Annotated in this window: 20 protein-coding genes; 13 read left to right on the forward strand and 7 right to left on the reverse strand. The window is 65.1% G+C overall.

Translation table 11 applies throughout. The features are described 5' to 3' along the window. Positions 1–46: 46 nt before the first annotated feature. Complete coding sequence (locus ACLIMP_RS07840) at positions 47–457, forward strand: BlaI/MecI/CopY family transcriptional regulator (protein WP_054440364.1); 411 nt, start codon at positions 47–49, stop codon at positions 455–457. Beyond that, the gene (locus tag ACLIMP_RS07845; protein ID WP_324698642.1) at positions 454–2,163 is read left to right on the forward strand and encodes a M56 family metallopeptidase; all 1,710 of its coding nucleotides are present in this window, start codon (positions 454–456) and stop codon (positions 2,161–2,163) included. Before ACLIMP_RS07840 ends, ACLIMP_RS07845 begins: the two co-directional genes overlap by 4 nt. Positions 2,164–2,169: 6 nt before the next feature. Here the strand turns inward: ACLIMP_RS07845 and ACLIMP_RS07850 are convergent, their stop codons facing one another. Further along, the gene (locus tag ACLIMP_RS07850; protein ID WP_324698643.1) at positions 2,170–2,820 is read right to left on the reverse strand and encodes a hypothetical protein; all 651 of its coding nucleotides are present in this window, start codon (positions 2,818–2,820) and stop codon (positions 2,170–2,172) included. 80 nt (positions 2,821–2,900) lie between these two features. Next, a complete protein-coding gene (gene ypfJ, locus ACLIMP_RS07855; RefSeq protein ID WP_324698644.1) occupies positions 2,901–3,764 on the reverse strand; it encodes a KPN_02809 family neutral zinc metallopeptidase in 864 nt (287 codons plus the stop codon). A 186-nt stretch (positions 3,765–3,950) separates the two neighbouring features. On the opposite strand from ypfJ, the gene ACLIMP_RS07860 reads away from it, so the two are divergent. From ACLIMP_RS07860 to ACLIMP_RS07875, 4 genes are all read left to right on the forward strand, one after another. Next, positions 3,951–5,498, forward strand: coding sequence for a M28 family peptidase (locus tag ACLIMP_RS07860; protein ID WP_324698645.1), 1,548 nt, complete (start codon positions 3,951–3,953; stop codon positions 5,496–5,498). 76 nt (positions 5,499–5,574) lie between these two features. After that, entirely contained in the window at positions 5,575–7,032 is a 1,458-nt protein-coding gene (gene guaB, locus ACLIMP_RS07865) for an IMP dehydrogenase (protein ID WP_185997818.1), read from the forward strand. A 37-nt stretch (positions 7,033–7,069) separates the two neighbouring features. Next, positions 7,070–8,242 (forward strand): RsmB/NOP family class I SAM-dependent RNA methyltransferase, encoded by a 1,173-nt coding sequence (locus ACLIMP_RS07870; RefSeq protein ID WP_324698646.1) that lies wholly within the window; start codon positions 7,070–7,072, stop codon positions 8,240–8,242. A gap of 13 nt (positions 8,243–8,255) precedes the next feature. Beyond that, entirely contained in the window at positions 8,256–8,798 is a 543-nt protein-coding gene (locus tag ACLIMP_RS07875) for a tetratricopeptide repeat protein (RefSeq protein ID WP_185997817.1), read from the forward strand. Positions 8,799–8,841: 43 nt separating this feature from the next. On the opposite strand, the gene ACLIMP_RS07880 is transcribed toward ACLIMP_RS07875, so the two are convergent. Next, complete coding sequence (locus ACLIMP_RS07880) at positions 8,842–9,324, reverse strand: RNA pyrophosphohydrolase (protein ID WP_292635707.1); 483 nt, start codon at positions 9,322–9,324, stop codon at positions 8,842–8,844. Between the two features lie 269 nt (positions 9,325–9,593). Between ACLIMP_RS07880 and ACLIMP_RS07885 the strand changes: the two genes are divergently transcribed. Genes ACLIMP_RS07885 through ACLIMP_RS07895 form a run of 3 tightly spaced genes read left to right on the forward strand, consistent with a single transcriptional unit; the run spans position 9,594 to position 13,594 of the window. After that, on the forward strand, positions 9,594–11,588 hold the full coding sequence (locus ACLIMP_RS07885; RefSeq protein WP_443478148.1) for a 2-oxoacid:acceptor oxidoreductase subunit alpha: 1,995 nt from the start codon (positions 9,594–9,596) through the stop codon (positions 11,586–11,588). Between the two features lie 23 nt (positions 11,589–11,611). After that, positions 11,612–12,625: a 2-oxoacid:ferredoxin oxidoreductase subunit beta gene (locus tag ACLIMP_RS07890; protein WP_324698648.1), complete on the forward strand. Its 1,014-nt coding sequence runs from the start codon at positions 11,612–11,614 to the stop codon at positions 12,623–12,625. A 33-nt stretch (positions 12,626–12,658) separates the two neighbouring features. Then, positions 12,659–13,594: a metal-dependent hydrolase gene (locus ACLIMP_RS07895; protein ID WP_443478163.1), complete on the forward strand. Its 936-nt coding sequence runs from the start codon at positions 12,659–12,661 to the stop codon at positions 13,592–13,594. On the opposite strand, the gene ACLIMP_RS07900 is transcribed toward ACLIMP_RS07895, so the two are convergent. Continuing rightward, positions 13,563–14,291, reverse strand: coding sequence for a phosphatase PAP2 family protein (locus tag ACLIMP_RS07900; protein ID WP_324698650.1), 729 nt, complete (start codon positions 14,289–14,291; stop codon positions 13,563–13,565). The genes ACLIMP_RS07895 and ACLIMP_RS07900 overlap by 32 nt on opposite strands. 41 nt (positions 14,292–14,332) lie before the next feature. Here ACLIMP_RS07900 and ACLIMP_RS07905 point away from each other — a divergent pair, with 41 nt between their 5' ends. Together ACLIMP_RS07905 and ACLIMP_RS07910 are read left to right on the forward strand one after the other, a co-directional pair. Further along, entirely contained in the window at positions 14,333–15,709 is a 1,377-nt protein-coding gene (locus ACLIMP_RS07905; RefSeq protein ID WP_324699012.1) for a cryptochrome/photolyase family protein, read from the forward strand. A gap of 52 nt (positions 15,710–15,761) precedes the next feature. Continuing rightward, positions 15,762–17,069 carry a cyclopropane-fatty-acyl-phospholipid synthase family protein gene (locus tag ACLIMP_RS07910; RefSeq protein WP_324698651.1) on the forward strand — a complete coding sequence of 436 codons (1,308 nt, stop codon included), beginning with the start codon at positions 15,762–15,764 and terminating at the stop codon, positions 17,067–17,069. Positions 17,070–17,623: 554 nt separating this feature from the next. Here ACLIMP_RS07910 and ACLIMP_RS07915 read toward each other — a convergent pair. The 3 genes from ACLIMP_RS07915 to purF all read right to left on the reverse strand — a co-directional run bounded on the left by ACLIMP_RS07915 (position 17,624) and on the right by purF (position 20,219). Beyond that, entirely contained in the window at positions 17,624–17,962 is a 339-nt protein-coding gene (locus tag ACLIMP_RS07915) for a PilZ domain-containing protein (RefSeq protein WP_324698654.1), read from the reverse strand. Positions 17,963–18,042: 80 nt separating this feature from the next. Continuing rightward, positions 18,043–18,774, reverse strand: a complete 732-nt coding sequence (locus ACLIMP_RS07920) for an SDR family NAD(P)-dependent oxidoreductase (RefSeq protein WP_132469063.1) — start codon at positions 18,772–18,774, stop codon at positions 18,043–18,045. Then, on the reverse strand, positions 18,771–20,219 hold the full coding sequence (gene purF / locus ACLIMP_RS07925) for an amidophosphoribosyltransferase (protein WP_054439850.1): 1,449 nt from the start codon (positions 20,217–20,219) through the stop codon (positions 18,771–18,773). The genes ACLIMP_RS07920 and purF overlap by 4 nt, the downstream gene beginning before the upstream one ends. Positions 20,220–20,502: 283 nt before the next feature. On the opposite strand from purF, the gene ACLIMP_RS07930 reads away from it, so the two are divergent. Both ACLIMP_RS07930 and ACLIMP_RS07935 read left to right on the forward strand, forming a co-directional pair. Further along, positions 20,503–21,744 carry a lipoprotein-releasing ABC transporter permease subunit gene (locus tag ACLIMP_RS07930; RefSeq protein ID WP_054439846.1) on the forward strand — a complete coding sequence of 414 codons (1,242 nt, stop codon included), beginning with the start codon at positions 20,503–20,505 and terminating at the stop codon, positions 21,742–21,744. Further along, positions 21,737–22,411, forward strand: a complete 675-nt coding sequence (locus tag ACLIMP_RS07935) for an ABC transporter ATP-binding protein (RefSeq protein ID WP_132469064.1) — start codon at positions 21,737–21,739, stop codon at positions 22,409–22,411. The genes ACLIMP_RS07930 and ACLIMP_RS07935 overlap by 8 nt, the downstream gene beginning before the upstream one ends. The last annotated feature ends 26 nt before the right edge of the window (positions 22,412–22,437 follow it).

Consider the following 22,437-nt stretch of genomic DNA (forward strand, 5'->3'; position numbering starts at 1 on the left):
ATCTGGCATTCATGTTTACAAACGTAGTCGATTACGTGTGTAAACGATGGAGGCCAGAGTGTCGGTCAATTCGGATCAGTCGGCTGAGCCGCCCGAGCGTATCTCGGATGCCGAACATGCGGTGATGGAGGCGCTCTGGTCCCGCAGTCCGCTTACGGCTGCGGAAGTCTGCGCAAAGGTCTGCGAACCGCGCGGCTGGACCCTGGCGACCGTCAAGACCCTGCTTTCGCGACTGGTCGCCAAGCAGGCGGTGACGACCGAACCCGACGGCAAGCGTTTTCTCTATTCTCCCAGCATTGCGCGTGAGGCTTATGTCGGCACTGAAAGCCGGCGGCTGGTCGACCGCCTGTTCGGGGGGAGGGCCGCACCGCTCTTTGCGCATCTTGCCGAAGCGGACGCATTGACCGAGAATGATATCGCCGAGATCGAAGCGCTCTTGAAGGAGCTGAAGTCATGATTGAATGGCTTACCGATACGCTCGTCATGACCGGTGCGCTCATGGCGCTGGTTCTGCTGGTCCGCCGCCCGGTATCGCGCTGGTTCGGTCCTGCCGCTGCCTATGCGCTATGGGCCTTGCCGGTCCTGAGGCTTGTTCTTCCGCCGCTGGCGCTGCCACGGGGGCTCTTCACCAGGCCCGATATCGTGGTCGAACAGACAACGGCGAACGCACTTCCTGCCGTTGATGCGGCGCTCGCCAATGCTAAGGCACCAATCGCGGGGCCCGTCGCGGATGCGGGTGCTTCGGTCCCGGTTGCCGCTATCGAGCCCGGAGTGCTGGCCCAGATACCCTGGGGCAATCTGGCGATCACTATCTGGCTGGCCGGAGCGGTGATTTTCCTTGCGCTCAGGGTTCGCAATTATCGGTTGATGAAGCAGGAACTGCTCGCCGATGCGCGGCAAGTGGCGCGGGCAGGCGATATCCGCATTGTCGAGACGCCGGCAGCCGGGGCGCCGCTGGCGTTCGGGGTGACGGACAGGGTCGTGGCGCTTCCCCGCGGATTTCTGGCGACGGTCGATTCGGAAAGCTCCGACTTCGCGATTGCGCACGAACTCGAACATCACGCCGGAAACGACCTGCTTGCGCTGATGGTGTTGCAGCCGCTGTTCGCGCTGCACTGGTTCAACCCGCTGGGTTGGGCTGCATGGCGCGCGCTGCGTGCGGATCAGGAGGCTGCCTGCGACGCCCGTGTCATGTCGGGGTGCAACCGCGAGATGCGTGCGCGTTACGGCCGCGTGATCGCCTCGTTCGCTGCAGGAACGCGGCTGACGCTGGCGGCGCCGATCGCCGGTACGCTGGCAGGAGAAAAGCCGATCATTCAGCGCCTGAAGGCGCTTGCCTCGGCCGAGGTCTCGCCGGCTAGGCGCGTGGTTGCGCGTAGTCTTTTCGCTTTTGCGATCGTTTCCGTGCCCTGCACCGCCACGGTCACTTATGCGGCGATGGAAGAGCCCGAGGCTCCGCCTGCACCTGAAATGCCTGCGGCCGAGCCGGCGGCGCCGCGCGCACCCGTCGTACCCGATGCTCCCGCGGAGCCTCAGGCGGCTTCTGCAGTAGAGCATGGCACCTGGACTTCTGAACCGGCGGAAATCTCTGAAGCGGCCGAGCCTCTCCCGTCCGCCGCATCGCCGCGCCCTGTTGCTGCGCCCTGGCCGTCCGCGCAGGCCGTGCGTTCTGCGCCCCCGGTGCCCCCGGCACCCCCGGCGCCTCCTCCGCCGCCTCCGCCGCCGTCATGGCAGGCTGCGGCGGACCGTGCGCTTGCCCGGGCCGATCATGATGCCGCCATGGCCAGAGCCATGCGGCGTGTGCCGAAGGTCGAGCAGTCCACCTCGTCGGACGGCCGGATCCAGACCATTCGAATCGTCAGCACGGACGAAAGCGGCAAGCGGGACGTCAGCAACACCATGACGCTCGACAGCACCTGCCCGGCAGACACGCATCGGTCTTCCGCCCACGCAAGGAATGGAAACCGTTCCACCTCGGTGCTGATCTGCACGGGTGCACCCAAGCACACCGCCGAAGTTTCATTGAAGGCCATCGCATCGGCGCGGGCAACAATTGCGGCTAACCGCAATCTCGACAGCATGGTGCGTAGCCAGATACTTGCGGAGTTGGACAAGGAAATGGCCGACACCCGCCGGGCCGCGCTGAACGAAGAGGGCATCTAGGCCGTATCAGGGCACCCGCTGGACCACGGGCTGCGAGGTGTAAGTCACCTCGCCCTGCCCAGTGGCCTTCGCGTCCTTCCCGGCCGGCTTGGGATCGGCCTTGGCATCGCTCTTCTCTTCGTCGCTGTTATGCCGTTCCAGCGCCTTTGCCTGAATGATCGCGGGCGTGGCGGGGGAGGCCGGGTACTTGCAGCCGCGTTCCGCGCCCACCCCCTTCAGGAAGCCGCGCCTTGCGACACCCGCCTGAATTGCGGCAAGGACTGCGCGTTCCTGGGCGTTGGCGCCGGAAATCTCCCGGATCAACCCGCGAAACGGAATGAACGAGCTGACGACCCATTTCGCCACTCGCCCGGTGCTCACACGGTCGCGCGCTTCCTGGGGCAAGTCCAGATCCGGACCAAGAATGCGGTCGAGTTCGGAGACGGCGGCGCTGATCTGCCTGCAGCCGCGCATCGAGGAAAGGTCGTAAGGCTTTTTCAATGCGGCGATCAGCGTGGGCGGAATCTCGGTCTTGTCGAGGTTGAGGTCCGTCACCGGCGTCTTGGCGACATCCACCACATCCGGGTCCTTGTTGGTGATAGGTTTGTCCTGGCGTGCCTCGGCCGAAGTCGCCGCGAGCGTACCCGCCAGAGCCGCAACGATCATGAAATGGCGCATTGAGTCCTCCTGTCCTCCCAGCCGGCGGCATCGCCGCCAGCCATGCGGATGGGAGGGAAAGCGCCAGCCTGGGGTTCAAATCATTTCATATCGTTAAACGTGTCGCAGGCGTCCTCGTTCCCTGTTTCCAATCCGCGCTTGAGCCATTCCATGCGCTGGGCGCTGGAGCCGTGCGTGAAGCTCTCAGGGCTCACGCGCTGGCCGGCGTTCTTCATCAGGGTATCGTCGCCGATGGCACTGGCGGCAGTCATGCCTTCCTCCATGTCGCCCGGCTCGATGCGGTCCTTGTTCCTGCCCACCCAGACGCCGGCATAGCAATCGGCCTGAAGTTCCATGCGGACCTGAAGGGAGTTGGCGCGCTGCGGGTTCTGGCGCTGGGCCTGCCGGACCTGACTGTCGATACCGAGCAGGTGCTGGATGTGATGGCCATATTCGTGAGCGACCACGTAGTAGCGTGCAAAGTCACCCTTGGCGCCAAGTTGCCGTTCAAGCTCGTCATAGAAGCTGGTGTCGATATAGATGCCCTGATCCGCCGGGCAGTAGAACGGGCCCATCGCGCTTTGCGCCGCGCCGCATCCCGACCTGTCCGTGCCGTTGTAGAAGCGCAGCATCGGTTGCTCGAACGCGATGTTGGCCTTCTGGAACAGGGGCTGCCAGGTGCGATTGAGCGAATCGAGCGCATTGCAGGATTCCAGCGAGTAGGCGTTCTGCTTGCAGGTCGCCGTGGTGTCCTGCGGCACGTCCTGCTGGACGGACGCGGGTTGCTGCTGCTGTACGTTCTCCAGCGTACCGAGCATCTGCGCGGGGTCTACGCCGAATACGAGCGCGCCGATCAGCACGATCACCAGCGAGCCGCAGCCCATCTTGCCGCCGCGCCCGCCGGGGAAGCTCCTTCCCCCCTGGCTGACGCGGATATTGTCGGGGTCGAACTCATCGAGCCGCATCGCGAAGGATCCTTTCCGTCAGCCGTCCTGGGCCGTTGAGAGTAGCCACAGGCTCAAGTCCTGTTCAATCGCTTTTGGCGCGTGAGGTTCCAGCGTTGCCATCCGGCCACAAATGCTGTCATGCCTCTGTGCGTGCGCGGGAAATGCTAACCGCCTGCCGAAATCCGTCGTATAGGCATCGACACGATGAACAGGGGATTCAAGGCAGGACTGGCTCGTGCGGTTGGCGCGGCGGCGCTCGGCGCGGTGCTGGTCAGCGGGCATCCGCTGCTTTCGGCGATATCCCGGGCGGATCAGGAACTGGCCGCCCGGCTGCGCGCCCATATCGAAGTGCTTGCGAGCGACGATTTCGACGGCCGCGAACCCGGTACCGACGGCGAGGCGAAGACCCTGCGCTATCTCGGCAAGCAATGGTTCGATATCGGGCTGGTATCGGGCACCAACGATCCGGGGCATGAGTGGTTCGCGCCGGTCACGCTGGTCGCGCGCGAACCTTCCGCTTCCGCGGCGCGGTTCCTGCGCAAGGGCGCGCGAAGCACCGTTTCCCCCGACGGCGTTCTGGTGCTGACCTCCGGCAAGCGCAGTCTCGTGCGCAATGTCCCGCTGCTGTTCCTCGGCAAGGGGCGCGGGCGGGACTATACGCGCACCGAACTTGCCGGCCGCGTGGCGGTGGTGCTCGACGGCGATACGCCCGATGGCGAACGCCAGAACGACCTTCTCGCGCTTGGCGCTTCCGCCGTGCTGACGGTGCTGGACGGCGATCGCAGCCTCGATCAGGTTGCCGCGCGGCGCCAGCGTTCGGGTTATGCGCTGTCTGACGATTCTCTCGGCGGCGATCTCGAAGCCTTCATCACCCGTGAGGCCATGACCGCGCTGCTCAAGGGCACGTCACGCTCGCTCGACGATCTGGAGCAACTGGCGGCCAAGCCCGATTTCGTGCCGGTGGCGCTTGATGTGACCGGGTCTTTCGAGGCGACCACGCGCGAGACGACGATCCGCACGCATAATCTGATCGGCAAGCTCCCGGGGCGCCGTCCCGAAACCGGGGCCGTGCTGTTCCTTGCGCACTGGGACCATTTCGGCGAATGCGGGGAGGCTCCGGCCGAGGACCTGATCTGCAATGGCGCGATAGACAATGCCAGCGGCCTCGCGGCGCTGACCGAAGTGGCCCGGCGTCTTGCGCGCGGGCAGCAGCTCGATCGCGATGTCTATTTCCTGGCGACCACCGGCGAGGAACTTGGCCTGCTGGGCGCGCATGCCTTTGCGGAAAGCCCGCCGCTTCCGCCCGGCCAGATCGTGGCGGCATTCAACATCGATTCCAATGCGATCGCGCCGAAAGGCACGCCCTTTGCCATCGTCGGCCGCGGGCTGACCGGCCTCGATGCGGAAATCGCCAAGGTCGCCAAGGCCGAGAAGGTCAAGCTGCGCGCCAATGACGACGCCAACGAATATATGCGCCGCCAGGACGGCTGGGCCTTGTTGCAGCACGATATTCCGGCGGTGATGGTTACCACGGCCTATGGTGACATCGACCGCATGCGGGCCTTCTTCGATGGAGACTATCACCGGCCGAGCGACGACCTGGCCCATATGGCAAAGCCGCTGGAGCTTGGCGGCGCGGTGGAGGACGTGAAGATGCTGACCGCGCTCGGCCGCTGGTTCGGCGATCTGCGCCGGGTGCCGGCGGGCTCCGCGCCAACGCGTGCCGCGCCGGCCGACAAGACGGTGAAATGAGGTACTAGCACTAGCGCCCCCCTTTGATTACATGGGCCGCCACGATTCTCCCCGGTACAAGGTTATGGTGGCGCTCATGGATATCCAGCTCGGACTTACTTTCGACGACGTACTGCTTCGTCCTGCGAAGTCCGACATCGTCCCGACGCAGGCCGATACCCGTAGCCGCCTTACGCGCGATATCTCGCTCAACATCCCGGTGATCTCGTCCGCGATGGACACCGTGACCGAGGCCGACATGGCCATCGTCATGGCCCAGCTCGGCGGAATCGGCGTGCTTCACCGCAACCTCACGATCGAGGAACAGTGCGCTGCCGTGCGCGCCGTGAAGCGCTACGAAAGCGGCATGGTCGTCAATCCGATCACGATCTCGCCTGATGCCACGCTGGGGGAAGCGCAGGCGATCATGCAGGCCAACCGGATCAGCGGCATTCCCGTGGTGGAGAACTCGGGCAAGCTCGTCGGCATTCTCACCAATCGCGACGTGCGCTTTGCAGCCAACCCGGCGCAGCCCGTGCGCGAACTGATGACGCATGAGAACCTCGCCACGGTGCGGGTCGGCGTCGATCAGGACGAAGCTCGCCGCCTGCTGCACGCCCGCCGCATCGAGAAGCTGCTGGTGGTCGACAATGACTTCCGCTGCGTCGGCCTGATCACCGTCAAGGACATCGAGAAGGCTGTCACTTACCCCGACGCCACCAAGGATGCCGCCGGCCGCCTGCGCGTCGCCGCTGCGACGACCGTGGGCGAAAAGGGCTTCGCCCGCACCGAGGCGCTGCTTGCGGCCGAGTGCGACGTTGTCGTCATCGACACGGCACACGGCCACAACAAGGACGTGGCGCTCGCGGTTGAGCGGGTGAAGAAGATGTCGAATTCGGCACAGGTCATCGCCGGCAACATCGCCACCGCCGAAGCGGCGCGCGCGCTGATCGACGCGGGTGCGGACTGCGTGAAGGTGGGCATCGGGCCGGGTTCGATCTGCACCACGCGCATCGTTGCAGGTGTCGGCGTGCCGCAGCTGACCGCGATCATGGATGCCGCGGAAGAAGCCGACAAGGCGGGCGTCCCGGTCATCGCCGATGGCGGCCTGCGCACTTCGGGTGATGCTGCCAAGGCACTGGCCGCCGGCGCCTCGACCATCATGGTCGGCTCGATGCTTGCCGGTACCGAGGAAGCGCCGGGCGAGACGTTCCTCTACCAGGGCCGTGCCTATAAGTCGTATCGCGGCATGGGTTCGGTGGGCGCCATGGGCCGCGGTTCGGCGGACCGCTACTTCCAGGGTGACATCAAGGACCAGATGAAGCTGGTTCCCGAAGGTATCGAAGGCCAGGTAGCCTACAAGGGCCCCGCGAAGGACGTCATTCACCAGCTCGTGGGCGGGGTGAAGGCGGCCATGGGCTATACCGGTTCGGCCACCATCGAGGACCTTCGCAAGAACGCCCAGTTCGTCCGTATCACCAATGCCGGCTTGCGCGAAAGCCACGTCCATGACGTGACGATCACCCGCGAGGCGCCGAACTACCCGACGCGCTGATCGCCGCAGGTTTCGACATCGGTTCGAGGGCTGGGGGATGACGCCGGGCGCACGAGTACAGGCGGCGATCGAGATTCTCGATCAGGTGATCGCCGCCGCACGCGCCAACGGCGCACCGGCGGATCGCCTGATCGGGGACTGGTTCCGTACGCGCCGATTTGCAGGCAGCAAGGACCGGCGCGCCGTTCGTGAGCTTGCCTACCGTGCGATCAGGGCCTGCGGCGAAGTACCGGAAACGGGCCGGGCGGCCATGCTGCGGGTGGCTGCGGAAGACCGGGAAGTTGCCGCCCTGTTTGACGGTACGGGCCATTCTCCGGCCACGATCGTGGCGGGAGAACCCGTTGCGGAGGCCGGTCTGGCTCCGCAATGGCTGGTGGAACGCTTCGCCGCCAGCGGTGTCGCCGCGGCAGATGCGGCGGCCTTGCTGGACCGGGCCCCGCTCGACATCCGCGTCAATACGCTCAAGGCCGCAAGCCTTGCCTTGCCGGAGGGCGGCGAGCGATCGGTGGCCGCCAACGGCTGGCGCTATCCGCCGGAAACCCGCATCGAACAGTCCGCAGCCTATGTTCAGGGCGCGATCGAGGTGCAGGACACCGGCTCCCAGCTCACGTGCGAAGTGGTTGCCGCCCGTGCGGGCGAGACGATCATGGACTTGTGCGCAGGGGCAGGGGGCAAGACCCTGGCGCTGGCGGCAGCCATGGACAATTCCGGCGCTCTGGTGGCCTGCGACACCGACCGGACACGCCTCTCGCGCCTTGCGCCTCGCGCGGAGCGTGCCGGGGCGACGGGCATCGAAACCGTTCTGCTCGATCCGGGCAAGGAACTTCAGGCGCTGCAACGCTTTGCAGGGGCTGCCGATGCGGTGCTGGTGGATGCACCCTGTTCCGGAACCGGGACCTGGCGCCGCAATCCCGAGGCGCGCTGGCGGCTCACCGAGGCGCAACTGGGCCGATACGTCGCCACCCAGTCGCGCCTGCTCGATATTGCGGCGCAGCTCGTGAAGCCCGGTGGAAGGCTGGTTTTCGTCACCTGTTCGCTGCTGGACGAGGAAGGCGCGAAGCAGGCCGAAGGCTTCCTGAAGCGGCATCCGGACTGGTCTGCGGCGATGCCCGACCTGCCCGTCGGAACGCCGCGTGGCCCCGGTTTGCGCCTCTCTCCGTGGCACGACGGTACCGACGGCTTTTTCGTCGCGCGTTTTGAACGCCTGTGATAGCGTCGCGGTCATGATGAGGACGAAGCCCTCGGCCAAGGACATTTTGATGCGTTACACGCCTGCCGCGATTGCTCTTTCCCTTGTTGTTGCCGTTTCTTCCAGCGCCATCCTGTCAGCGCCCGTCGCGGCTCTCGACCCGCGCACGGCAATGCTCATGGGAGAGGGCCGCGCGGCTGCCGAGGCGGGTAATCTCAACGGTGCGATCGATGCCTACGAGGCGGCGCTGACGGTCGAGCCCGGCAATGTATCGGTTCTTCTCGCCCTGGCGGACGCCACTCGCGGGCAGGGGCTCCAGGGCAAGGCCCTGCATTATTACCGCGTCGCGCTTGGTACTGACCCGCGCAATGTGGCGGCCATCGCCGGAGAGGGGATCGCGCTTGCCGAAAAGGGCGCGACCGAGAAGGCGAATCGCAATCTCGCCCGCCTCCAGACGCTCTGCGGCAAGGATTGCGCCGAGACGGAGAAGCTGGCGGCAGCGATCGCCCGTGGGCCGTCGACGCGCATGGTCAGCGCCGAATCGGTGACCGCGAAGCCGGCCGTTTCGGAAAACTGAGTTTGGGGAATTGCGGCGTGCCCGGTTCGGGCAGGCCGGAAATTCAGATCAGTGCCCGGAATTCTTCCAGAACGGCCCGATAGACACGCTTCTTGAAGGGCACGATCAGCTCTGGAAGCAGTTCGGCGTCGATCCACTTCCATTCGCAGAACTCGGCCGGCTTGTGCGCGTCGAGGTCGATGTCGGCATCGGCGCCATCGAAGCGTGCCAGATACCAGGTCTGGCGCTGGCCGCGATACTTGCCCTTCCACAGCTTGCCGATGAGTTCGTCCGGCAGGTCGTAAAGCAGCTCTTCCCGCGTGTGCGACAGGATGGTGACGTGCTTTTCGGTGACGCCGGTTTCCTCCCAAAGCTCGCGAAAAGCCGCGGCCTTCAGGTCTTCGCCCTCGTCGACGCCGCCCTGGGGCATCTGCCACCAGTCGCCTTCCTTGGTGTCGATCCGCTTGCCGACGAAGACCTTGCCGTCTGAATTGACGAGCATGACGCCGACACAGGGGCGGTAGGGCAGGGACGCGAAGTCTTTCATCGGTGAGCGGGATTCCATGGTGATTGGGAGAAGCGTCATTCGGAAATCGGCGGCAGGATTACCGGAGCGGATCGCATGACTCCAGAATGGCCCAAGGGCGCTCGCATTGCCAGTGCGATTTATGCTTCCATCCCCGGTAACCGATTTGGGGGGCGGGGCTATTTGTGGCCCTGAGCATTTTTCCGTTTTGCGTCGATACCGAGCGGGCATAGTCTTGCGAACGGGAAAACAAGCCGTCGGCACAAGACCGGCATTCCCGGGAGAGGACGATGATGGCGACAATCTCATCGGATAAGGGCTCATCGGGCTCATCGGATAAGGGCATCTTCTCCGGCGCGGCGGGCGGAGCGCCGGATGCACCGGCCGTGGAAGCGGTGGTCGTGCGCTTTGCCGGCGATTCGGGAGACGGCATGCAGCTGACCGGGGGGCAGTTTACGCTCTCCACGGCGCTTGCCGGGAACGATCTTGCCACTTTCCCGGATTTCCCCGCCGAAATCCGGGCACCGCAAGGGACGCTGTTCGGGGTCTCGGCATTCCAGATCAATTTCGGCTCGAGCGAGATCACCACGGCGGGGGATGCGCCGGACGTGCTCGTTGCCATGAACCCGGCAGCGCTCAAGACCAACATCCATGCGCTGAAGACCGGCGGGCTGGTCATCATCGACACGGGCGAGTTCGGCAGGCGCAATCTCGAAAAGGCGAAGTATGCCGAGAACCCGCTGGAAGACGGAAGTCTCGCCAGATGGGACGTGCTGGCATTCGATATTTCGGCGTTGACGCTCGAAGCGGTGAAGCCTTTCGGCCTCGGCAACAAGGAGGCGCTGCGCTGCAAGAACATGTGGACGCTTGGCCTCGCGCTGTGGATGTTCGATCGTGACCGGCAGCCGCTGGTGGACTGGCTTACGGCGAAGTTCGCGAAGGAGCCGGTCCTTGCCCAGGCGAACGTCGCCGCCCTCAATGCCGGACACGCCTATGGGGAGACGGCCGAAATCGCCGGGCCGCTTCGCAAGCTGCATATCGATCCCGTGCCTGCCGAGCCGGGCCTCTACCGCACGATCACCGGCGCCGAGGCGATCTCGCTGGGGCTGGTCACCGGCTGCCGCCTGGCCGAACTGCCGATGTTCTTCGGCGGCTATCCGATCACGCCCGCCTCGGCGATCCTGCATCATCTCGTGAAGATGAAGGAGTTCGGCGTCACCACGTTTCAGGCCGAGGACGAGATCGCCGCGATCTGCTCTGCCATCGGGGCGAGCTATGCCGGGCAGCTTGGCGTAACCTCGTCCTCCGGTCCCGGAATCGCGCTGAAGGGTGAGGCGATGGGTCTGGCGGTGATGACCGAATTGCCGCTGGTGATCGTCAACTCCCAGCGCGGTGGTCCTTCCACCGGATTGCCGACCAAGACCGAGCAATCGGACCTCTATCAGGCCGTCTACGGCCGTAACGGCGATGCACCGCTGCCGGTGATTGCCGCGCGTTCGCCGGCCGATGCCTTCGAATGCGCCATCGAGGCCTGCCGCATCGCCACCCGCTACATGACGCCGGTGATCCTGCTGACGGACGGCTATATCGGCAATGCGTCCGAGCCCTGGAAAGTCCCCGATCCCGACAGCTTCGAGCCGTTCCCCGTCCGCTTCCTGGAGGAAAGGAACGGCGGGGACCGCGTGCTGCCCTACAAGCGGGACGAACGCGGCGTCCGCCCCTGGATCAGGCCGGGCACGCCCGGCCTCATGCACCGCATAGGGGGAATCGAGAAGGCGGTGGACAGCGGGAACATCGACTATGCGCCAGACGTGCATCAGCTCCAGACGGATGCGCGCAAGGCCAGGATCGACGGTATAGCCCAAACCGTTCCGCCGCAGGAAGTCTGCCTGGGCGAGGCGAAGGGAAGATTGCTGGTGATCGGCTGGGGATCGACATTCGGGCCGATCCATCAGGCCGTCCGGCGCGCCCGCAGGCTGGGGCTCGACGTCAGCCATGCCCATGTCCGCCATATCTGGCCGCTGCCCGGAAATCTGGGCGAGCTGCTGTCCGGGTTCGAGCATATCCTGGTGCCGGAAATGAACACCGGTCAGTTCAAGACGCTGCTGCGCGACCGCTTCCTCGTGGATGCCGTATCGCTGGGCAAGACGAGCGGCCAGCCTTTCGCGATCGCCGAACTCGAAACGGCGATCTTCCGGTTCTTCGACGGGGTGCCCGGAAACGAAGGCGGCGAAGTGGCGGTCAACGAAACCCAGCTTCCCGCGCCCGAAATCGAACAGCCCTGAGCATTTCGGACGGAGACTTCCTCATGAACGACATGACCCCGATCGAGACGACGCTGAAAGACTGGGAAACGGATCAGGAAGTGCGCTGGTGCCCGGGTTGCGGCGACTATGCGATCCTGAAGGCGGTGCAGCGGACCCTGCCGTTGCTGGGCGCCGATCCGAAGAACACCGTGTTCGTTTCGGGCATCGGCTGTTCGAGCCGGTTCCCCTACTATGTCGAGAGCTACGGCTTCCACACCATCCATGGCCGGGCGCCGGCGGTGGCGACCGGGATAAAGCTGGCCAATCCCGAACTCGACGTCTGGCTGGTGACGGGCGACGGCGACGGCATGTCGATCGGCGGCAATCACACGATGCATATCCTGCGGCGCAATCTCGATTGCCAGATCATGCTGTTCAACAACGAGATCTACGGCCTGACCAAGGGCCAGTATTCTCCCACTAGCCGCACCGGCACGCCTTCGCCGACATCGCCGGCAGGGTCGGTGGACCGCCCGGCGAGCCCCTGTGCGTTCGCGCTTGGTTCGGGCGCGCGCTTCGTGGCCCGCAGTTACGACGTTTCGAAAGACCTGCCCGAAGTGCTCCAGGCGGCCTATCGCCACAAGGGCGCGGCCTTCATCGAGATTTTCCAGAATTGCATAGTCTACAACAAGGACCGATTCGACGACTTCACGGCCAAGGCGGTCTCGGCGGACATGCAGGTCCAGTGCCGGGACGGTGAGCCGCTGCTTTTCGCAAAGGAAAGCAAGGGCCTGGCGCTCGATTCCGATACGTTTTCGCTGAAAGTCGTCGAGGTCGCCGGGGGTGACTGGCAGGCAGCGGGGGTGCTGGTCCACAATGCCCGGAATCGCGGGCTTGCGCATATGCTGGTCGAGATGCCGTTCGGACCGTTTCCCATGGCACTCGGCGTGATTTACGACGATCCCGCGCCGACTTTCGAAAGCGCCGTGATCGCGGAGCGGGAGGGCCTGATCGCCGGAAAGTCCGCAGACCTTGGCAAATTGCTCGCGCGCGGCCAGACTTGGACGGTTTCCTGATCCACGTTCTCGAGGTCGCGTTTTCTGGACAATATCACTCACAGCCTTGTCGGCTGGGCGCTGGCGGAGACCGGTCTCATGCGGCGGAGCCGCAAGGGGCTGGCGGCCTGCGTGCTGGCGGCGAACATGCCGGATATCGACGTATTCTTCGGCTGGTCTTCCTGGGCACCGCTGGCGATGCACCGGGGCTTCACTCATGGCCTCGTCGGCGGCGTGCTGCTCATGCCGCCTCTGCTCGCGGCGCTGCTCTGGCTGTTCGACCGCTGGCAGGCGAAGCGCGGCAAGGTGTTCGCACGCGGGCCTCGGATGCACTTCGGCTGGCTGGTGACACTATGCTACCTCGGCGCGCTGACCCATCCCCTGCTGGACCTCCAGAACGTCTATGCGGTCCAGTTGTTCTCGCCGATGAGCGGGGCGTGGTTCCATACCGACGGGCTGTTCATCATCGACCCGTGGGTCTGGATCGTGCTGGGGCTGGGCATCTGGCGCAGAAGGCGATCCGGCAGCGCCGTGCCCGCGATTGCCTCGCTGCTGGTCGTCCTGGCCTATATCGCCGCGAACATCGGCATCGCCCGGCTGGCCTATGAGGCGCCCGGTGTCAGGGCGGATCGGATATTCGCCGGGCCGGAGCCGCTGGCGTTCTGGCGCCGCGAAGTGATCTGGCGGGAGGGCGGCATGATCGGGAAAGGCAGATACGACCTGTTGCGCAAGGCGGACGCCCTGATTTCGCGCGAACCGTTGCGGCCGGACAACATGGCCGATCCGCTGGTTCGCCGCGCTGCCGCGGCGAATCTCGAGGTCGCGCGGTTTCTGGCATGGTCGAACCTGCCGATGGCCGGGATCGAGCGACGGGGCTGCACCGCCCGCGTGACCTTCCGCGACGCGCGTTTCGAGGGGCCGCGTTTCGAGAACAGTTTCTCCGCCTCGGCGGAAGTTCCTACGGACGGTCCCGGTTGTCCGGGTCGGTGAACTCGTCCGCGGCGTGAACCATGGTCTGCGCGGGATGGTAGAGCAGGGCGCTGGCAAGGAACGACCAGCCCGCTCCGCCCAGCCAGCCCGCCATGACGTCGCTCGGCCAGTGGACGCCCAGCCAGACGCGGCTCCATGCAACGGCAAGGCTGAGCGCCATGGCCGCGGCAACCAGCGTATGGCGAACGCTTGCACGGGGGCTCAGCGCTGCGAAGGCGAGAGCCAGGGCGATGTAGGTGGAGGCGGCGTTGAAGCTGTGCCCGCTCGGGAAGCTGGCGCCGCCCGCTTCGGTGAGACGAAGCAGGATTTCGGGGCGCGGGCGGCCGAACAGTGCCTTGAACCCGATGTTGACGAGGCTGGCGCTCAGCACCGTCAGCGCCAGCAGCACCGCCTCGCGGCGGCAGCGCAGCCAGAACAGGGCGACGACCGCGCAGATCGTGTAGAGCTTGAGCTGGAGAAAGCCGCCCATCGCGGTCAGGTCGCGAACCCATTCCAGCAGCCATGTGGGGCCGAGCGGCCTCAGGTCCTCGGTGCGCCAGAACAGCAGGCCGATCCGGTCGAACTGCGCGGTTCGGCCGGTCGGCACGGCCCAGGCGAACAGGGCAAAGGTGGACCAGCAGGCAAGCGCCGCGATCAGCGCCTTGCGCGGGTCGATCCGGTGACGCGGAGCGATCGTTCTTTCGGAAGACAGGGTCATTGGCCTAGGGAACGCCCATGAGTGATACGCGTTCCGGCTCCATGAAATCCCCCGTCATCGTCTGGCTGCGGCGCGACCTGCGCCTCTCGGACCAGCCTGCCATCGCCGAAGCCGCCAGCCAAGGGGCCGTTATCCCGGTCTACGTTCTCGATGACGAGACCCCCAGGCATCGCCGGATGGGAGCGGCTTCGCGCTGGTGGCTGCATCACTCGCTGGAAAGCCTTGATGCAGCCCTGCGTGAAAAGGGATCGCGCCTTGTCCTGCGCAAGGGGCGCAGCGAGGATGTGCTGGCCGAAATCGCGCGGGAAACCGGCGCCACCGCGGTTCACGCGCTGCACCATTACGAGCCCTGGTGGCGCAACGCCGAAAAGGCGGTAGCCAAGGCGATCGACCTCCATCTCCACCACGGCAATTATCTGGTTCCGCCCGGCGCGGTGACGAACGGTTCCGGGCGGCCTTACAAGATCTACACGCCGTTCTGGCGGGCGCTGCACGAACGCCTGCCGCCGGTGGAGCCGCATCCCCGTCCGCATCGGCTCGAAGCGCCGGACGAATGGCCCGCGTCGGACCGTCTGGCGGACTGGAACCTGCTGCCGGCGAAGCCCGATTGGGCGGGCGGCATGCGGGACATGTGGGAGCCGGGAGAGCACGGTGCGCACAAGCGGCTGGATGCCTTCCGGGAGGAAGCCGCAGCTTACGAGGCGCAGCGCAACCTTCCTTCGGTCGAAGGCACCTCCTTCCTTTCCCCGCACCTCCATTTCGGCGAGATCTCGCCGGGGCAGGTGTGGCACGCGGTCGCCGGAGCGGGCGGTTCCGTGGAAACCTTTCTCGGCGAACTGGGCTGGCGCGACTATGCGCAGAACGTGATCCTGCAACTGCCCGAATATGGCAGTCGCCCGGCGAAGGAGGACTTCGCCCACTTGCACTGGCGCACCGGCAAGGGGGCCGAATCGGACCTTCGCGCATGGCAGCGGGGCAGGACCGGCTATCCCATCGTCGATGCCGGAATGCGGCAGCTCTGGCACACCGGCTGGATGCACAACCGCGTCCGGATGATCGCGGCCAGCTTCCTCATCAAGCACCTCCTGATCGACTGGCGCGAAGGCGAGCAGTGGTTCTGGGATACGCTGGTGGACGCCGATTACGGGTCCAATGCGGTGAACTGGCAGTGGTCCGCAGGGTCCGGCGTCGACGCGCAGATGTTCGTGCGGATCATGGCGCCCCTCTCGCAGTCGGAGAAGTTCGACGCGGCGGCCTACATTCGGGAATGGGTACCGGAACTCAAGGACCTGTCCGATCAGGATATCCACGATCCGCCCGCCGGCCGGCGCCCGGCAGGCTATCCCGCAAAGCTGGTCGAGCACCGCGACGGACGGGAGCGTGCGTTGGCCGCTTGGGCCCGTTCGAAAGGCAATTGATGGCACGACCTAAGCAATTGCCCGTGGCCATTTTCCGGATAATATCGGCAGCATGAACGCACATGCGCCAGGCAGGGGTGAGGAACTGGTCGAGGGCGGCCGGTCCATCGGTGTCGGTCCTCAATGGCTGGCCAGGCTCTGGTCGGGCGGGGTGGACAAAGTGCTGGACCGGATCGACCGGGGGCTGGAGCGCGGGGCCATCGAGGCCACGCTTCCCGGCGGCGAAACGCGTCTGCTCGGCGGCCGGGCCCCGGGATTCGAGGCCGCCGTGGAAATCCGGAGCTGGCGCGCCTTGCTGCGCCTCGCCACGGCAGGTTCGGTCGGCTGGTACCAGGCCTGGGAGGCGGGTGAATGGGACAGCGCGGACCCGGTGCCGATCTTCGCGCTTTTCATGGACAATGCCACCAGCCTCGGCGACGTGGGACGCGCCCATGGCCCGTGGCGCGCGGCGGCGCGCTTCGTGCACTGGCTCCACCGCAACACCCGCGCGGGCGCACTGCGCAACATCCACGCCCATTACGACCTCGGCAACGACTTCTACGAGCAGTGGCTGGGCGAAACGATGCTCTATTCGAGCGGCATCTACCCGAAGCCGGGAAGCGGCCCGAATGCGCTGAGCCAGTTCGTCAGCGAACTCGACATGGCGCAGTCCAACAAGATCGGCGCGATTGCCCACCGGCTGGCATTGCCGGCGGGCGGCCGGGCGCTGGAAATCGGCTGCGGCTGGGGCACGCTTTCCGCCTTCCTGGCCGAAACCGAGGGTGCCCATGTCGATGCCATCAGCCTTTCCGAAGAGCAGCTCGCTTACGCGCGCCAGCGTTGGAGCGGCAGGATCGAGGCAAGCGGCGGCCGGGTGGATTTTCGCAAGCAGGATTACCGGGACGTTGCGGGCAGGTATGACGCGATTGCCTCGGTCGAGATGGTCGAGGCGGTCGGGCGCCGGTTCTGGCCCGATTTCCTGGACTGCGTGGCCCGAAACCTGAAACCCGGCGGCAGGGCGGCGATCCAGTACATCGTCATTCGGGACGATCTCTTCGAGGCTTACGCCCGAAGCGCGGACTTCATCCAGACCTTCATCTTTCCGGGCGGCCTGCTGATCCACGAACCGGAATTCCGCCGCCTGGCCGAGGAACGGGGGCTGGCGTGGGAAGACCGGCAGGGCTTCGGGCTCGACTATGCCCGCACGCTTTACGAATGGCGTCGTAATTTCGACGCAGCGGTAGAAGAGGGGCGGTTGCCGGTGGGATTCGACGAACGTTTCGTCCGGCTCTGGCGGTTCTATCTGATGTATTGCGAAGGCGGCTTCATGGGCGGCGGCATCGACGTGGCGCAAGTGACGCTGGTGAAGACTGCAACCTAGGCCGCCTGGACGAATTCCCAGCCTGAATCGACTTTCGCTATGGGGTAGACACGTAAACTGGCTGAACGGCAGGCAAGGGTGGTTAGCTGCCTTAGGGCTCGATAGCGAACGAAGCGATCCCCACGAAGACAGAGAGCAGAGACCATGGGACAAGGCAAAGGCCTGTGATCACTCGCCTACGAGTATCTCGGTTGAACGCGTAAGAGACGGCGAACGGGATGCCAAGCGCCCATAGCATGTTCCATCGCGACCAGAAGCTAGACTCATTTACCAGCAGCAGCGCGGCACAAACCAGCAGGGCCACTGCCGCCAATTGAGCGAAGAGGCGACCGATGAACAAAGCGTCGGTTCTGATGATCGATGTGACTTCCATCCAGCCATGCTAACTGCAAGGCCGAACGGCTGCAAAGGGGCGTGTCCGGAATGGCGGGTTTCAGACAAATTTTCCAGATAGCCGCCGCTGTGGGTCCTCGAATTCGTTTACGCCGCCTGGGCTGCGTGAAAAGTCTCCAGGTGCCGTCCGCCTGCTGGATCGCGGGCAGGGCTATCGCCGGTCAGTATCCGCTACCGCGCCAGCGGTTCATCACGGCTTCGAGAATGATGGGGTTGAGCAATTGCTCGAAGGCGCAGCCGACCAGACCGTCTTCCCACCAGATCACGCGGGCAGGCAAGGCCTCCATGCCCGGCAGCGTCAGCCAGCAATAGGTACCGGCATGGATACGGCTGATCGCCGTGGCCGAGAACCCGGAAAGCGAAAGGTCGCGGACCGCGGTCTGGAAGCCTTTGGTTCCGGATGCGCGGAAGCCGGCAGGAATGGAGATGCGCTGGCGAATGGCACTGCGATCTTCCTGCGCGGCCAGTTCGTAAATGTCCTGCGGGGATTTCGTCGTCATGTTCCCGAGACCCGTACCCTTGAATGGCGCAGGAGGTGCGCCGTTCAAGGGCAGGAAATCAGGAAAGGGTTACCGCGCGGTTAATTCGCGGCGGCAACGGTTTCGCGGTGGCCGGTTTCGAAGGGTTCGCCAAGAAGCGAAACCACCCGTTCCGCAACGACTTCCGGCGGCTTCACCGAAGCCGGTGCCTCGCCGGGGTAGGCGCGGGCGCGCATGGCGGTGCGGGTGGCGCCGGGATTGACCACGGCGACACGCAGCTTCGCGATATTGCGGGTTTCGTCCGCATAGCAGTCCAGCAGGACCTCGAAAGCGGCCTTGGTCGCGGCATAGGCGCCCCAGAAGGCGCGCGGCGCGGTCGCGACCGTGGAGGTCATGCCGATGACGCGGGCGTCGCTGCTCAGGCGCAGGAGCGGATCGAAGTTGGCGATCAGCGCCTGCGTGGCGAGCACGTTGGTGGTGAGCGCCTTGTTGAAGGCGCGCTGGTCGATATCGGCCACGCTCGTCAGCTCGGGCAGGACCGCGGCATTGACGACGAGTATGTCGAGCTTGCCCCAGCGCTGCGAGACCGCCGTTGCAAGGCGGGCGATCCCGTCCGATTCGACGAGGTCCACCGGCGCGATCGTGGCCGAGCCGCCGGCCTCGAAGATCTGGTCCTCGATGGCCTCGAGCGCCTTGGTGTCACGGCCTGTCAGCAGGACATGCGCACCGGCTTCGGCCAGGGCGAGCGCGGTGGCCGCGCCGATCCCCCGGCTGGAGCCGGTGACAAGCGCGACCTGACCTTCGAAAGGCTTTCCGCCGGTACCGTCGCTCACGCTGCGTTGAGCTCCCCGGCGAACCGGTCGGCGAAGTCCGTCAGCTTGGTGGGGTATTCGCCCGAGAAGCAGGCGTCACAGAACTGCGGGCGCTTCTTGTTGCGCTTTTCCTCACCCACCGCGCGGTAGAGACCGTCGATCGAGACGAATGCGAGGCTGTCGGCCTTGATGAAGTCCGCCATGGCCTGGATGTCCATGTTGGCGGCCAGCAGCTTCGAACGCTCCGGCGTATCCACGCCGTAGAAGCACGAATGCTCTGTCGGCGGGCTGGCGATGCGCATGTGCACTTCGGCGGCGCCTGCGTCGCGCATCATTTCCACGATCTTCATCGAGGTGGTGCCGCGCACGATCGAATCGTCGATCAGGATGATCTTCTTGCCTTCGACGATGGCGCGGTTGGCGTTGTGCTTGCGCTTCACGTCCGCATGGCGGGCCGCGTCACCCGGCTGGATGAAGGTGCGGCCGACATAGTGCGAGCGGATGATCCCCAGTTCGAAGGGAATGCCCGATTGCTGGGCATAGCCGATCGCGGCAGGCACGCCGCTGTCGGGAACCGGGATCACGACATCGGCCGGGGCCGGCGCTTCCTTGGCCAGTTCCATGCCGATCTGCTTGCGCACCTGATAGACCGAGCGGCCGTCCATCACCGAATCGGGTCGGCTGAAATAGACGTGCTCGAAGATGCAGGGGCGCGGAGCCGGATTGCCGAAGGGGCGGTGGCTGGAGATCGTGCCCTTGTGATCGACCTGGACCAGTTCGCCCGGCTCGATCGAGCGGATGAACTCGGCGCCGATCACGTCGAAGGCCACGGTTTCCGAAGCGAAGACGGTGGCGTCGCCGATACGGCCCATGACCAGCGGGCGGATGCCCAGCGGATCGCGGCAGGCAATCATGCCCTCTGCGGTCATGCAGATCAGCGAATAGGCGCCTTCCACCATGCGCAGCGCGTCAACGAAACGGTCGAGCAGGGTGGGGTAGCGGCTGGTCGCGACGAGGTGAATGATGACCTCGGTGTCGGAGGTCGACTGGAAGATCGAACCCTTCGACACGAGATCGCGCTTCAGCGTCATCGCGTTGGAAATGTTGCCGTTATGCGCAATGGAGAATCCGCCGGCGGCGAGGTCCGCGAAGAGCGGCTGCACGTTGCGCAGGCCCGACCCCCCGGTCGTCGCATAGCGGACATGGCCGGAAGCCATGGTGCCGGGCAGGGTATCCAGCTCGCGCTGGGAGAAGACCTGGGCGACGTGCCCAAGCCCGCGGTGGGAATGGAATTCCGCCCCGCTGAAGCTGGTTATGCCCACGGCCTCCTGGCCGCGGTGCTGCAGGGAATGGAGCCCGGCCGCAGCGATGTTCGCTGCGTCCTTGGAACCGATTACGCCGAAAACGCCGCACTCTTCGCGCAGCTTGTCCCCATCGGCGTCTCGAAAGGGATGTGTCATGTTCATGGATGTCGTCCGGGCTGCTGGCGCGCCAAAATCGCCCGCGCATTTGGAGCGTGTTGGCTTCAAATGCAAGGCCCTCGACAGGATATGGCCAAGGTGGCGGCGTTGCGCGCTTTTCGTGACTGCATAATGACGGCGGGCAGGGAGCCGAATCGGCCAGCGTTCGTTTCTGCCGGAATGCCGGATCCGTTCATCGCAGCGTCACCGGCATTCGCCGATCAGCTTGCCAGCTTTCAGACATATGCTTAATGCCGGGCCATCTGCCCGATCACAGACGGACCGTCGCTTGATCCTATCCCCTTTCGAATGGACCATCGCCAAGCGCTACATGCTGCCCGGCAAGGGCGAGCGCTTCATTGCTCTGGTCGCCGGCATCAGCCTGGCAGCAGTCATGCTCGGCGTGGCCGCGCTGGTCATCGTCATGAGCGTGATGAACGGCTTTCGCGCCGAGCTTTTCGACAAGATCGTCGGCCTCAACGGTCATGCGATCATTCAGGCCTATGGCAGCCGTCTGGATGACTGGCAGGGCGTTCTCAGGGACGTTAGGGCCACTCCAGGTGTCGTTCAGGCCTCGCCGCTGATCGAACAGCCGCTGATGACGACGTTCAACGGCCGGGTCGAGGGTATCCTCGTGCGCGGCAATACGAACGAGGATCTCGGCCGGCTGCGGGACAAGGTGCAGTCCGGCAATCTCTCCGAGTTGAAGACCGGGAGCGACAATGTCGCCATCGGCTCGCAACTGGCGCAGAACCTCGGCGCGCAGATCGGCGATACGATCACGATCATCAACCCGCTCGGGCGCTCGACCCCGTTCGGCACGGTTCCGCGGCAAATCGCATATCGTGTGGCGGCGATCTTCGAGATCGGCGTCTATGACTATGATAAAGCCTATGTGGTCATGCCGATGCAGGACGCGCAGACGCTCATGCTCACCGGCGACACCATCGGCATGATCGAGGTGACGACCACCAACCCCGACAAGGTCGGCGAAATCCTCGCCCCGCTCAGCCGGAAGCTGGCGGGCCGCGCCATCGTCACGGACTGGAAGACGATCAACGCATCGCTCTTCGAGGCGCTTGCCGTGGAGCGGGTGGCGATGTTCGTGGTGCTTTCCATCATCGTGCTGGTGGCAGTGTTCAATATCCTGTCGTCGCTCATCATGCTGGTGCGCGCCAAGACCCGCGACATCGCGATCCTGCGCACCATGGGCGCGACACGGCGCTCGTTGCTGAAAGTCTTCGTGACGACCGGCTTCTGCATCGGGGCGCTGGGAACCGTGGCGGGCGTGCTGCTGGGCTTCGTGTTCCTGTATTTTCGCCAGCCCATCGTCCATCTGGTCGAGATATTGACCGGACAGAACCTCTGGGATCCTTCGATCCGGTTCCTCACCGAACTGCCTTCGCGTCCCGATCCTTTCGAAATCGTGGTGATCTGTGTGATGGCGCTGATCTTCAGCTTCCTTGCCACGCTCTATCCGGCCTTCAAGGCGGCGAGCACCGATCCCGTGCAGGTGCTGCGTTATGAATGATCCCGTAGTCCGTCTCGACAACCTGACCCGCAGTTTCGAGCAAGGCGGCGTCCGCATCGACGTGCTGCGCGGTGTCGACCTGACCGTTCAGCCCGGCGAGATCGTGGCGCTGCTCGGCCCTTCGGGTTCGGGCAAGTCGACCATGCTTCAGGCCATCGGCCTTCTCGAGGGCGGTTTCGGCGGCCGCATCGAGATTGCGGGGATCGACGCGTCCAAGCTCGGCAAGGACCGCCGCGCGGCCGTGCGGCGGGACCATATCGGGTTCGTCTACCAGTTCCACCACCTGCTGCCCGATTTCAACGCGATCGAGAATGTGGTGCTGCCGCAGCTCATTACCGGCAAGTCGCGGGAAGAGTGCGAGCAGCGGGCCACCGAACTGCTTGCGGCGCTTGGGCTGGGCCAGCGGCTCGAACACCGGCCAAGCAAGCTTTCGGGCGGGGAGCAGCAGCGCGTGGCCGTTGCCCGTGCGCTTGCCAACCGCCCGCGGCTGGTGCTGGCCGACGAGCCGACCGGCAATCTTGACGAGAAAACGGCGGACAAGGTCTTTGCGCAGTTCCTGGAACTGGTGCGCGGGCAGGGCAGTGCGGCGCTTGTGGCTACTCACAACGAGCGTCTCGCGGCGGCGATGGACCGCGTGGTAAGACTTCACGAAGGCGTGCTGACCTGACATTCTGACAGGGAACATCGCAGGCT

This window comes from Novosphingobium aeonii (assembly GCF_052279045.1).
GTDB lineage: Bacteria > Pseudomonadota > Alphaproteobacteria > Sphingomonadales > Sphingomonadaceae > Novosphingobium.

Coding starts and splice junctions, on each gene's coding strand:
- ACLIMP_RS07840 (WP_054440364.1), top strand. CDS start 47: ATGGAGGCCAGAGTGTCGGTCAATTCGGATCAGTCGGCTGAGCCGCCC.
- ACLIMP_RS07845 (WP_324698642.1), top strand. CDS start 454: ATGATTGAATGGCTTACCGATACGCTCGTCATGACCGGTGCGCTCATG.
- ACLIMP_RS07850 (WP_324698643.1), bottom strand. CDS start 2,820: ATGCGCCATTTCATGATCGTTGCGGCTCTGGCGGGTACGCTCGCGGCG.
- ypfJ (WP_324698644.1), bottom strand. CDS start 3,764: ATGCGGCTCGATGAGTTCGACCCCGACAATATCCGCGTCAGCCAGGGG.
- ACLIMP_RS07860 (WP_324698645.1), top strand. CDS start 3,951: ATGAACAGGGGATTCAAGGCAGGACTGGCTCGTGCGGTTGGCGCGGCG.
- guaB (WP_185997818.1), top strand. CDS start 5,575: ATGGATATCCAGCTCGGACTTACTTTCGACGACGTACTGCTTCGTCCT.
- ACLIMP_RS07870 (WP_324698646.1), top strand. CDS start 7,070: ATGACGCCGGGCGCACGAGTACAGGCGGCGATCGAGATTCTCGATCAG.
- ACLIMP_RS07875 (WP_185997817.1), top strand. CDS start 8,256: ATGATGAGGACGAAGCCCTCGGCCAAGGACATTTTGATGCGTTACACG.
- ACLIMP_RS07880 (WP_292635707.1), bottom strand. CDS start 9,324: ATGAAAGACTTCGCGTCCCTGCCCTACCGCCCCTGTGTCGGCGTCATG.
- ACLIMP_RS07885 (WP_443478148.1), top strand. CDS start 9,594: ATGATGGCGACAATCTCATCGGATAAGGGCTCATCGGGCTCATCGGAT.
- ACLIMP_RS07890 (WP_324698648.1), top strand. CDS start 11,612: ATGAACGACATGACCCCGATCGAGACGACGCTGAAAGACTGGGAAACG.
- ACLIMP_RS07900 (WP_324698650.1), bottom strand. CDS start 14,291: ATGACCCTGTCTTCCGAAAGAACGATCGCTCCGCGTCACCGGATCGAC.
- ACLIMP_RS07905 (WP_324699012.1), top strand. CDS start 14,333: ATGAAATCCCCCGTCATCGTCTGGCTGCGGCGCGACCTGCGCCTCTCG.
- ACLIMP_RS07910 (WP_324698651.1), top strand. CDS start 15,762: ATGAACGCACATGCGCCAGGCAGGGGTGAGGAACTGGTCGAGGGCGGC.
- ACLIMP_RS07915 (WP_324698654.1), bottom strand. CDS start 17,962: ATGACGACGAAATCCCCGCAGGACATTTACGAACTGGCCGCGCAGGAA.
- purF (WP_054439850.1), bottom strand. CDS start 20,219: ATGAACATGACACATCCCTTTCGAGACGCCGATGGGGACAAGCTGCGC.
- ACLIMP_RS07935 (WP_132469064.1), top strand. CDS start 21,737: ATGAATGATCCCGTAGTCCGTCTCGACAACCTGACCCGCAGTTTCGAG.